The following is a 12,070-nucleotide window of genomic DNA, read 5'->3' on the forward strand; positions in this document are numbered from 1 at the left end:
CATGTCTAACTTATACCTTGAACAAGCCTCTGAAATCACGGGCCCTTTCACGCGAGGTGCGCTGAAAGAACTCGCATCGCAGGGAAAAATCTCTCCCCGGGACCAGATTCGCGAGGGAATGTCAGGCACGGGAATTCAGGCACGCGAGATCCCCGGACTGTTACCAACCCTCAAGAAGTCCAGTGTTCCGTCTCGTCCCCGAGGCAGGAAATCAAGAGAGCGGGTACACGATCTGGACCTCGAATCCAGCCCGCTACTGACGATCGAGCAGAAAGAATGGATCGTCATTATCTGTGGTTCGATCTTTATGGGCAGCCTGTTGCTGATTCCCCTGATCCAGGCACTCGTGAACCTGTTATAACCAACTGATCTTTCAATCATGGTGAATGAGAATCTTAACCGCGGTGCTTATCAGTAGCTCGTAAGTTTTCAGCTAATATGATTTCGCCAGAACACAAAAAGTAGAGGCAGCGACCCCGTCATGAATTCACAGCCCGACTCTGAAACACGTACTCTTGCAGCTTCAAACAATTTTACTCCCACAGCGTCGACGCTGGTTTTGATTCTGGCGGGCTGTCTGTTCTCCCTGATTCTGCTCCTCTTCCTGTTTCAGAACATTCTGCAGGGCAAATTCCATCAATCGTCTAACGGAACCCAAGCCGATAAAATCGATGCCCGGGTTGTCACCACACGAACGCAACCATCCGCCCCGAAAACGTCTCTGGGGCGGATCTTTCTGGCCACCGATCGTTCTAACTCAAAAAAACATCTGAATCAGATCGGTCTGGCAATGTATAATTATCACGGAACACACAGAGTGCTACCGCCAGGCAGGACTGAAACCAAATCAGGTCATCCCTATCACAGTTGGCAGACCTACCTGCTCCCCTACCTCTATCGAGGTGATATTTATTACCAGCTCGATTTCAAGAAACCGTGGGACGATCCGAGAAATTACAAAGTGTTTCAACAGGAGGTGCCAGAGTACCTCAATCCCGTCATCAAAGAGAAGCTTGCCCCTGATGGAACAGCCCTGTCTCACTATGTGGGAAACATCCTGGTTTTGAAAGAAAATGAGAGTCTGCCATTTAATCAGATCACGGATGGAATGGACAATACAATCTTCGCCATAGGTCGAGGCAACAACTTTCATAATTGGGGGGATCCGACTTCGCTGGCGGATCCACAAACTCTGATTGGCCCCGATCGGGTATCTGCTTTCCCTGACGGAACCCAGGCTTTGATGTCGAGCGGTGCGGTACGCTTCATCTCAAAGAACATCGATCCTGCTATTCTCAAAGCACTGAGCACCCCGGACAGCAATGATTCGATTGGCGATTTTTAGCCGACGTACTGTAAATCAACGAACTTACCTGCAGGAATTCTCTTTCAATGTCAGACGAGCCAACTCCCCCAGAGCAAAAAATTAATCAGTCTCAGCCTGCAGAGCAGAAAAGTCAGATAGCCCCGTTCTTTCTCAAACTGATCATTGGAGGAATATCGGTGTATATCGTAATCATGCTGGGATTCATCATTCTGACAGGCACCCGGGAAGCACGCGATTCTATGCGTCGAAAGGAGATAAAACAAAATCTGACACAAATCGGCATTGCGTTAGAGCAGTATGCTGCCCAAGAGGAAAGCGACGAGTCTTCCCTGCCGTCCAAGTAATTCCCCTGGAGGTTCATCTCTTCTGTAAACACGCAAACTTCCACTACTCCTCTGTACCCCCACTCTGTCACCCGCTATGCTGGACGAATATCGACATCAATACCACAAGGAATTCAGCACATGGCAAACTGGTACGTGAAACGAGGCTCTGAAATCGCTGGCCCTCTGACTCAGCAGCGTCTCAAGGAACTGGCTACAGAGGGACGCATCAAGGACACAGACCTCATCCGCAAGGGAGAAGACGGCTCGTTCATCGAAGCACACCAGATTCCCGGTCTGTTACCGGACGAGGATTTTGAAACGGTTTCCTCCTCCCGCGAGCCAGCAACAAAAAATAATAAATCAATGCTGTTTATCATCGCCGTGCTGGGGGGAGGTGGAATTCTGGTTGTGCTCGTCCTGATGGCATTACTGCTGCCGGCCATCCTGTCGGCACGTGACGCCGCCCGCCGATCACACTCAAAAAATAACCTGAAGATGATCGCAATTGGCATCCACAATTACCACGATACTCACAGTGTATTTCCACCTGGAGGAACAGCCCGCACCGATGGTACTCCCTACCACAGTTGGCAGACCTATATTCTGCCTTTCGTAGACAACGCACCGCTCTACAATCGAGTCGATTTTAATGAGCCCTGGTCTGCCCCGCAAAATCAGACTCTGTTTCAGCTGCAGCTACCTGTCTACCTGAACCCACAGATCAAGGATAAATATACCCCCGCCGGTCTGGCATTGTCACATTATATGGCCAATGAGAAAGCATTAAACGAAAACAGCAATCTACGGATCCGGAACATCACAGATGGTACTTCGAATACCATACTCGCATTTGAAGCGGGAGATAATTTCAAAGCCTGGGGAGATCCCACGAATTTTGGGAATCCCGTCGACTATATTGGCTCAGGTGCGAAATCCGCGTTCCGCGGCGGCAGCCACGTCATGCTGGGAGACGGCGCCGTGCGCTTCGTTTCAGAAAACATTGATCCCGGCGTTCTGGAAGCATTAAGTACTCCCGCTGGCGGCGAAATCGTGGGAGAGTTCTAATTCATACTGAAAGAGTTCCATGGCTGACTGGTACCTGAAACGTAACGAGCAAATCACGGGACCGTATTCAGATCAGGAACTGGAAGATCTCCTGACAACAGGAAAAATCACAAAAACAGATCTGATCCGGCAGGGAACAGACCGGCAATTTCAGACTGCAGACAGTTTACCGGAACAGTTTTCTCGCCCCCATGAAAATGCATCATATCCGAAAACTCCCCGCCACAGATTTGATCCAGTCAATCTGGTTCTGGTTCTGTTAATCGCTGTTGCCATCCTGATCCCTCTGCTCGACATGCAGTTCTTCAGGTCCAGCGGTCGGCGGCGGTCTGTTACCAAGAATCATCTGAAGCAGATCGGTCTGGCACTACACATCTATCATGAGCAGAATACCACATTTCCTCCAGGCGCCCTCTCAGACAGCAAAGATCATCCCTTCCAGAGTTGGCAGGCTTTAATTCTCCCCTATCTCGACCACGAGTCTGTTTTCAAACAAATTGACTTCCAGAAGTCGTGGGACGCTCCAGAAAACCGCCCCCCGTTCCAAGAGGAAATCTCCGTCTACCTGAGCCCAAACACCAGCCAGACCCGCTCCCGGGAAGGTTATGCACTCTCTCACTTTGCAGGCAACAAACTGGTTCTGAAACAGAATCAAGGCATGAAAATACGGGAATCCATCACGGATGGATCGTCAAATACCATCATGGCCGTCGAACTCGGAGAAGGATTCAAACCCTGGGGAGACCCGAGCTCATTAACAGTCCCCTCCACAGTCATTGGACCAGGGCAGAAATCGCTTTCCCGGGGAGGAAATCATGTGCTGTTCTGCGATGGTCGAGTAATGTTTGTCGATCGCAATATCGATCCTGCCATTCTCAAAGCACTGAGCACACCCGACGGCGGTGAGACCATCATTGATTACTAATGCCGGGCATCGTAGAGTTGCACAACCACGCCTTCCAGAAAACTGGCCAGGCGAGTGGCAGCACGAGACGCATCACCTCGCATCTTCCACATCTCTTTGATACTTTCCGGACGCTTGAAGACCGCTCCCAGTGCAGCGCCCGCACGAACAGCACCCGTCTCCCCTAGAATTGAGAGCACTTCTTTGGGCAAGTCCGTTGAGCAGTCATCGCTGATCACCCGGATCGCCATGAATCCCCGTTGTTGTGCGTGACAGACCTGGGCCACCGCGAGGCTTTCCAGATCGACGGCCAGCGCATCATACTCCGCGGCCAGTTTCTGTTTCTCCTCGACGGTCCGGACGATTTCATCAGCATTGAGAATCCGGCCAACATAGAGCCCGTTCTCCGGATCTTCCGGAAAATGGACGTCGTTCGTCAGCTCCTGTCCGTGCAGATCACAGATCGACGTCGCGACCACGATATCCCCCACTCGCATCCCGGACTGCAGTGCCCCCGAGAAACCAATGGAAAGAACCCATGGTGGAGAGTGTGCGTCGATCAATGCCTGGGTTGCAGCCCGGGCGCGGGCAAAACCCACTCCCGTCTGCACCACAGCAACTTTGATTCGATCCAGGAAACCACCCCGAAACACATACGAACCACCGGTGTACTTTTTAAGGTGCTCGCAGCGGTCCAGAAAAGGCTGGACCTCCATCGGCAGAGCACAGACCAGCCCTATATCCGCATGTGCTTTATCGTCCTGGGGTTGATTCAAGAGGCATGTTCCTGTTCGAACTGATTCATCGTTTCAATTAACTTATCGACGCCCGCTTCCGGGAATGCATTGTAAATGCTGGCACGCATGCCGCCGACACTGCGGTGTCCTTTCAGGCCATCCAGACCTGCTGCGGTCGCCTGTGCGATGAATTTCGCATCCAGGTCGGCATCGCCGGTTACGAAGGTAACGTTCATCAGCGAACGGTCTTTCTTTGCCGCAGTCGGCTTGAACAGATTGCTCTGATCCAGGTAATCATAGAGTTTACCGGCTTTCGCCTGGTTCTTCTCCTGCATGACCGATAGTCCGCCCTGGTCTTTCAGCCATTGCAGAACCTGCCCCAGAATATAAATCCCGAAAGTCGGCGGAGTATTATACATCGAACCAGCTTCAGAATGGGTCCGATACTGCAGCATAGTAGGAATGTCGCTGGGGCCCTGCTCGATCAGATCATCGCGAATGATCACAAGCGTCACACCGCTGGGGCCCAGGTTTTTCTGAGCACCGGCATAGACGATTCCGTATTTGCTGATATCCAGCGGACGGGAAAAGATATCGCTGCTGGCATCGCAAATCAGCGGCACATCGCCGGGAACTTCAGGCTCACTGGCGAATTCGGTTCCGTAGATGGTGTTGTTCGAGGTGAAGTGCACATAAGCCGGCTTTTCACTGTAGTTGACTTCTTCCGGGATGTAGGAGAAGTTCTGATCTTCACTGCTGCAGGCAACATTCACATTACCAAACATCTTGGCTTCTTTGACCGCTTTTTTCGACCAGGAACCGGTCACCAGGTAGTCTGCAGTCTGATCCTTGGAGAGCAGGTTCATGGGAATCGTGAAGAACTGGGTGGAAGCGCCCCCCTGGACAAACAGGACTTTATAATTTTCGGGCACCCCTGCCAGTTCACGGCAAAGAGCTTCAGCAGCTTCATATACCGCCAGGAAGGCTTTGCTGCGATGGGAGTGTTCCAGAATTCCGATACCAGTATCGCCCAGAGAGATCAAATCTTTCTGAGCCTGTTCGAGAACGGGTAACGGGAGCGCTGCAGGTCCCGCAGAAAAGTTGTAAATTCTTTCTGTCATTTTAGATATCTCAACATCGTTTGCGGGCAAAATTCGGAGGTTTCACCCTGAGTAACCAGTGTGGTGTCAATATTACCGACGAAACTCTCACTCTTGGAACCATCCTTGAGGATAATGGCAGGCGTTCGCTTGTTTTGCCATTCAGCATCGATATTATGGAGTCTGCATTTCTTCGTGAATGGAGCGAAGCCAAATATTCAAGAATTCCCGGGAATAGTCGCGTTTCAGGCGAGTAATTGCCCCGTTTGATTGATCTATTATTTAATGTCACAATCTCCCAACCCATTATCCAGAGGGCCCCGCGTCCAGTCTTTCCAACCTCCCCAGGGCGACCTGACCATCATGGCCGGTTCCGGCAACCCGCTGCTCGCAAAAGCAATCGCTGATGAGTTAGGCATTCGGCTGACACCTTGTGAAGCGCACAAGTTCAGCGAGGGTAATATTTTTGTCCGGATCCTCGAGAATGTCCGGGGCCGCGATGCCTACATCATCCAGGGTGTCCATTCTCCAGTTAATGACAACTTCGTTGAACTTCTGTTCTGGATCGATGCCTTGAAGCGGGCCAGTGCCCAGCAGATAACTGCGGTCATCCCCTTCTTCAGTTATGCCAAGGGAGATAAGAAAGACGAACCCCGCGTATCCATCCGGGCGCGTGTCTGTGCAGACGCCATCGAAGTGGCGGGGGCCGACCGTGTTCTGACCATGGATCTGCACAGTCCCCAGATCCAGGGATTCTTCAGTGTCCCCGTCGATCATCTGTACGGGCGACATGTCATCAGCGATCACATTCGCAAACTCAAAATTGAGGATCTGGTCGTCTGCAGTCCCGATGTTGGATTCGCCAAGGAAGCCTCTGATTTTGCGAAGCTGCTGGGAGCACCGGTGGTCATCGGTAACAAGATGCGTAAAGATCACTCCGAAACCGTCGAAATGCTGGAAGTCATTGGTGAGGTAGCAGGGAAAAACGTCATCCTGGTCGACGACTTCACAATCACCGGACGCACCCTGATCAGCATGGCCGAACTGCTGAAAAACAAAGGTGCCAAAGACATCTATGCCGCAGTCACGCATGGGGTTTTATCCAGAGGGGCGGCCGAACGAATTGGCCAGAGTCCTTTGAAAAAGATGTTTATGACTAATACCATTGAGTCACAGATCGATCCCCTGCCGGATAACATTGAAATCATTTCAGTTGCCCATTCCTTTGCTGCCGCGATCCGGTCCATTCATGACCGAACCAGTGTCAGCACTCTTTTTCCGGAAAAGCGACTGAAAAAGTAATTCCGAATTGTAATAGCTCTCTGTCAGAGAAAATCAGGACGCATGGCAAAAACAGGCAAGAAGCTGACCCCGATGATGGAGCGGTATCTGGAAGTCAAACACCAGAATCCGGGAACACTGTTATTGTTTCGGATGGGAGACTTCTATGAGCTGTTTTACGAAGACGCGGAAATCGCAGCCCGCATTCTGGGAATCACACTCACCAGTCGAGATAAAAATTCCAGCAACCCGATCCCCATGGCCGGGTTCCCTCATCACTCGCTGGACAGCTATCTCTACAAGCTGATTCATGCCGGCTACCGGGCCGCCATCTGCGATCAGGTAGAAGATCCCAAAAAAGCGAAAGGGATGGTCAAACGCGAAGTCACCCGGGTGATTACACCGGGAACTCTAACGGATGACGCCCTGCTCGACCCGCATGAAAACAACTTTCTGGCCAGTATCTATTTCGGAAAAAGTGATATCGGCCTGGCCTGGCTGGAACTTTCGACCGGGCGTTTCCTCACGTCCAATACGACGGCAGAACATCTGGTCGATGAACTGGCGCGGATCCATCCTGCTGAGTGTATCTTTGCCGAGGGGAACACAGCACTTCAGAACGCCATCGGTCATCTGGATACGATGTTGACAGAACGCCCTTCCTGGACGTTTGCAGAAGATGAATGCGAAAAGCTCCTGCTCTCACATTTCGGTACCAAAACCCTCGAAGGCTTCAACCTGGAACAGGGAACGCCCGCCATTACTGCTGCCGGTGCCCTGCTGGAATACGTTCAGGAAACTCAGCGAAGTGCCATTCCGCATATCAACCAGATCGAACCTTACGAACGGGGCGATCGTCTGCTGATTGACGAAGCGACCCGCCGCAGCCTGGAACTGACCCGGACGATCCGCGAAGGGAAACGGGAAGGCAGTCTGATTTCCGTCCTGGACGAAACCGTGACCTCCATGGGGGCCCGCCTGCTCAACGACTGGATCGCCAACCCGCTTACCAGCCTGGATGAAATCCAGAAACGCCACGATTCTGTCGAAGAGATCTCACAAAATCCGGTGCTCTGCAACGATGTACGGGAACAACTTTCAAAAACATATGATCTGCAGCGTCTGACGGCACGAATCGCCACGGGACGTGCCAGTGCCCGGGACCTCAGCTTCCTGGCACAAACCCTGGCATTATTACCGAAACTCAAGGCGAAGCTTTCCGGACGCAAAGCAGAACTCCTGCAGTCCCTCGAAGCGGGAATCGATCTCTGTGCAGAAGTCCGCAATGAGATTGAAACCATGATCGTCGAAGATCCACCTCTGACACTCAATGAAGGTGGCGTCATCCGATCAGGCTTCAGCGATGAGTTGGACGAACTGCGTTCGCTCTCTAAAGGGGGCAAGGAATGGATCGCCAGTTATCGGAATGAAGAATCGGAGCGGGTCGGCATTCCCCATCTCAAAGTCGGCTATAACAAAGTCTTCGGCTATTACCTGGAAGTCTCAGCGGCCCACGCGGACAAAGTCCCCGAACACTACATCCGCAAACAGACACTGAAAAATCAGGAACGCTATATCACTCCTGAACTCAAGGAGTACGAAGAAAAAGTACTCAAAGCAGAAGAACGGGCGATTGAACTCGAACAGACCATGTTCGACACGCTTAGGGAAAAGGTTGCGAAAGAAGCCACTCGTACCCAGCGAACAGCGGAAGTACTGGCCCAGATCGACGTCCTGTTCGGTCTCGCGCACCTGGCAACACACGCCGGTTACACGCGTCCCGAAATGACCACTGACCCGGTACTCGATATTCGCGAGAGTCGGCACCCCGTGCTGGATCGCCTGCAGCCCTCGGGTGAATTTGTTCCCAACGACGTCCTGCTGGGCGAACCTTACGGACGAGTCCAGATTATCACCGGACCGAACATGGCGGGTAAGAGTACTTATATCCGTCAGGCAGCCCTGTTGACACTCATGGCACAAATCGGCTCGTTCATCCCCGCCAGTGAAGCACGCATCGGAATTGCCGATCGTATTTTTGCCCGCGTCGGTGCCAGTGATGAGTTGAGCAAGGGCCAGAGTACCTTCATGGTCGAAATGACAGAAGCCGCGCGCATTCTTAATTCCGCAAGCGACCGAAGTCTGGTCATCCTGGATGAGATCGGGCGGGGGACGAGTACCTACGACGGGATTTCCCTGGCCTGGTCCATGACCGAATTTTTACACGACCAACTTAAAGCGAGAACCCTGTTCGCCACCCACTATCACGAACTGACCGAGCTGACACAGACACTGAAGCAGGCCAGTAACTGGAATGTGGCCGTTCATGAACAGGATGGTGAGATTGTCTTCCTGCACAAAATTGTCGAAGGGTCAGCCAACAAGAGCTACGGGATCCACGTCGCCCGACTGGCAGGAATCCCCGATCAGGTCATTCAACGGGCCAACCAGATCCTGGCAACGCTGGAAAAAGACCACTTCGATGACAGTGGCCAGACTACAATCCCCCCCCGCAAACAGAAGAAATCGGTGCATCAGCAGCTCTCTCTGTTTGGAAATGCCCCCCATCCGGTACTGGATGAAATCAGGGATCTGAATGTAGATGAAATGACCCCTTTGGCGGCTCTGGAAGAGCTCTACCGCATCCGCGAGCAACTGAACTGATTATCAGTTTTTTCAGATTATCTCGGTTATAACAGTTGAACACAAAAATCCACGTGTACACAATAATATACACGTGGCCCCCATGGGGGCGGTTTACAATTTCCAGTTGTTTAACGAGGGGGAAAGCCATGTTGAAACAGCATGCTTTGAAAATGATTGCCATTTTGTCCACAGTGATCGCATTCACCGTCTGTACGGCCGATTCTATTCCGGCTCAGCAAAAAGAGGGCGAGTCTGCTAAGCCCACCGCTAAAAAAACGGAAGGCACAAAGGCTCCTGCCAAACGGAAAGTCCGCTTACCCAATCACTATGGAAAGCTGAATCTCACGGATGACCAGCGCGAGAAGATTTATAAAATACAGAAGGACTATAAAGCCCAGATCGACAGCCTGAAGAAACAGCTCGCTGAAATCGATGCGAAAAAAGACGCCGAGTGTGCGGAAGTACTCTCAGCCTCACAGAAAACGATTCTGGGAGAAATCCTGGCTCAGATCGAAAAAAAGAAAGCCGCTAAAAAGAATAACTGAGATCTGTCTCTGTTCCCTGAAAAAGGCGTGGTCTACTCGGAGATCACGCCTTTCTTTTTTCCAATCGGCACAGCTATACTCTCTTTAAGGAATAGAAATCTATGATTTTCCTTTGAACTCGCAGCAGGTTCCAATCCGCAGAAATCAATACGATTCATGAATTCGAAACAGCAACCTTCCTCCCGGCCCAACTCGGGAGCGGATACAACGTCTACATCCCCCTCCCGCTGGATCCCGCTGATCCATCTGTTGTTCCTGATCGGATTGCTCTCCTTACTGGCCCCCTATGAATGGAACCGGGTTGAATCCGAGAATCTGCAACTCCCCTGGCTGTCCCGCTTCTTTCTGTACGTGAATGTCGACACAACGCCGTATTTCATACTGCTCCTCTTCAGCCCACTCTGCTGGTGGCTGCCACTCCCCCTCCACTGGGGATTCTTCTCCCGGGCTCTGCGCCCCCGGCTCTCCCTGGCATGGGTCGAGAAAAAGCGAAGTGACAAACAATGGGACTGGTTCGCCATTTCGATCAGCCTGCTCCTGGCGTTGACGTCACTTTTTATCAGCGGCTGGACTGCAGATCATATTGTGGATACCGAACGAGAACTCACTCTCGGCGACCTTCCCCCTGCCTATCACGATGAATATAGCTACCTTTTTCAGACCGAAACCTTACTGGCGGGACGGACTTCATTTCCCAGTCATCCGGAGGCACCGGAACTGTTCGATCAGGTCCACGTCCTCAACGAAGGGAACATGGCCAGCCGCTATTTCCCAGGAACGGGGCTCTGGCTCGCTCCGTTCCTTGCCTGGGGACATCCTTACTGGGGGTACTGGCTCGCGGGTGCGGTTACCACGTTCTTTTTCTTCTGGGCAGCACGAGAGCTCGGAGGGAATGGCGTCGGCTTACTGGGCGGCCTGATCATTGCGTTCTCACCAGGTATGGCGATCTTCAGTAACCTGTTACTGGCCCATCATCCGACACTGGTCGGACTGTCCCTCTTTCTCTGGGCCTACCTGCGCATGCAGCGAACCAGTTCGTTTGGGGACGCCTTACTGGCAGGGCTCGGACTCAGTTTCGCGATGCTGTGTCGCCCCATGACGGCGGCCGGCTTTGCCCTGCCGTTTGGAATCAGGCAGGCGGTTCAACTGGTCCGCTGGTGTCTGCTAAAAATAAAGAAAACAGAAACTGAAAGCTCAACCCGGCAAATCTGGTTGCCTGTGGCGGGACTGGCGCTGCCTCTGGCGTGCGGGTTAATCTGTCTGTTTCTGTATAATCAGTCTATCACCGGTAGCGGCTGGAAGATGCCCTATCAGCTCTATACCGACATCTACACTCCTCGGCACGTGTATGGTTTCAATAATGTCATCCGGGGAGAGCAGAAACTGGGGCCCAAAGTCCTGGATAATTACGACAAGTGGGCCGAAAACCTGACGCCGGCTCTGGCTGTTCAGAATATACAGAACCGATTTCTGGCCAGCCTGCAGTGGACGCTGGGAATTATCCCCCTCTCCCTGGCTGCACTTGTCTTTTTACTGACCGAATGGAAACAGTGGTCCCGCTGGTGGCTGGTATTCGCTTCCATCATATCACTGCACGTTGTCCACATCCCCTACTGGTATGACGGCATCATGCACTGGCATTACGTCTTCGAAACCGGCCCGCTCTGGGCGCTGATTTTTGCCCGCGCCACGCAGACGCTGTTTCGGATCTGGCAACAAATCGACCGCCCCCTGATGAGCGTTCTCTGGCTGGCCATGATGCTGGCCGCCTTCCTGACTAACCTGACGGTCCTGCCCCCACTCTGGGGTGTCTCCAAACTGGAAATCATCGTGAGCAATGTCGCCTTCTCTCGTCTCAAACATTTTCAGTTTCAGCAGATGCTGAATCATCATCCGCAAATCAAACGTCCCGCGTTGATGCTCATCGCCCACGATCCGCACGACCGACACATCGACTACGTCATCAACTCGCCCGACCTCAAACAACAGGAGATCCTGACCGGTCGTTACCTTCCCGCTCAGTATCCCCCTGCCCGCGTGCAGCAAATCTTCCCGCAACGCACGCTCTATCTGTACGATGCAAAACAGAATCGGCTCAGCAGATGGAATGGTACCATCTGGGAGCCGATCTGATCTCGA

11 protein-coding genes are annotated in these 12,070 nt (G+C 52.4%); 9 read left to right on the forward strand and 2 right to left on the reverse strand.

What is annotated here, in order from left to right; all coding sequences use genetic code 11:
* Position 1 precedes the first annotated feature (1 nt).
* The 5 genes from HG66A1_RS16970 to HG66A1_RS16990 all read left to right on the forward strand — a co-directional run bounded on the left by HG66A1_RS16970 (position 2) and on the right by HG66A1_RS16990 (position 3,643).
* Positions 2-361, forward strand: coding sequence for a DUF4339 domain-containing protein (locus tag HG66A1_RS16970; protein ID WP_145186421.1), 360 nt, complete (start codon positions 2-4; stop codon positions 359-361).
* A gap of 120 nt (positions 362-481) precedes the next feature.
* Positions 482-1,345, forward strand: a complete 864-nt coding sequence (locus tag HG66A1_RS16975; RefSeq protein WP_145186424.1) for a DUF1559 domain-containing protein — start codon at positions 482-484, stop codon at positions 1,343-1,345.
* A 47-nt stretch (positions 1,346-1,392) separates the two neighbouring features.
* A complete protein-coding gene (locus HG66A1_RS16980) occupies positions 1,393-1,671 on the forward strand; it encodes a hypothetical protein (RefSeq protein ID WP_145186427.1) in 279 nt (92 codons plus the stop codon).
* A 120-nt stretch (positions 1,672-1,791) separates the two neighbouring features.
* Entirely contained in the window at positions 1,792-2,718 is a 927-nt protein-coding gene (locus HG66A1_RS16985) for a DUF1559 domain-containing protein (RefSeq protein WP_145186430.1), read from the forward strand.
* Between the two features lie 19 nt (positions 2,719-2,737).
* A complete protein-coding gene (locus tag HG66A1_RS16990) occupies positions 2,738-3,643 on the forward strand; it encodes a DUF1559 domain-containing protein (protein ID WP_145186433.1) in 906 nt (301 codons plus the stop codon).
* Here HG66A1_RS16990 and HG66A1_RS16995 read toward each other — a convergent pair.
* Entirely contained in the window at positions 3,640-4,398 is a 759-nt protein-coding gene (locus HG66A1_RS16995; protein ID WP_145186436.1) for a 5'-methylthioadenosine nucleosidase, read from the reverse strand. The genes HG66A1_RS16990 and HG66A1_RS16995 overlap by 4 nt on opposite strands.
* Positions 4,395-5,480, reverse strand: coding sequence for a 3-phosphoserine/phosphohydroxythreonine transaminase (gene serC / locus HG66A1_RS17000; RefSeq protein WP_145186439.1), 1,086 nt, complete (start codon positions 5,478-5,480; stop codon positions 4,395-4,397). The genes HG66A1_RS16995 and serC overlap by 4 nt, the downstream gene beginning before the upstream one ends.
* A 264-nt stretch (positions 5,481-5,744) precedes the next feature.
* On the opposite strand from serC, the gene HG66A1_RS17005 reads away from it, so the two are divergent.
* The 4 genes from HG66A1_RS17005 (at position 5,745) to HG66A1_RS17020 (ending at position 12,064) form a co-directional block, all read left to right on the forward strand.
* Positions 5,745-6,761, forward strand: a complete 1,017-nt coding sequence (locus HG66A1_RS17005) for a ribose-phosphate diphosphokinase (protein WP_145186441.1) — start codon at positions 5,745-5,747, stop codon at positions 6,759-6,761.
* A 42-nt stretch (positions 6,762-6,803) separates the two neighbouring features.
* Positions 6,804-9,404 carry a DNA mismatch repair protein MutS gene (mutS, locus tag HG66A1_RS17010; protein ID WP_145186443.1) on the forward strand — a complete coding sequence of 867 codons (2,601 nt, stop codon included), beginning with the start codon at positions 6,804-6,806 and terminating at the stop codon, positions 9,402-9,404.
* A 128-nt stretch (positions 9,405-9,532) separates the two neighbouring features.
* The gene (locus HG66A1_RS17015; RefSeq protein ID WP_145186445.1) at positions 9,533-9,931 is read left to right on the forward strand and encodes a hypothetical protein; all 399 of its coding nucleotides are present in this window, start codon (positions 9,533-9,535) and stop codon (positions 9,929-9,931) included.
* Positions 9,932-10,087: 156 nt separating this feature from the next.
* Positions 10,088-12,064: a glycosyltransferase family 39 protein gene (locus tag HG66A1_RS17020; protein WP_145186448.1), complete on the forward strand. Its 1,977-nt coding sequence runs from the start codon at positions 10,088-10,090 to the stop codon at positions 12,062-12,064.
* The last annotated feature ends 6 nt before the right edge of the window (positions 12,065-12,070 follow it).

Source organism: Gimesia chilikensis, assembly GCF_007744075.1.
In the GTDB taxonomy this organism is placed as follows: domain Bacteria; phylum Planctomycetota; class Planctomycetia; order Planctomycetales; family Planctomycetaceae; genus Gimesia; species Gimesia chilikensis_A.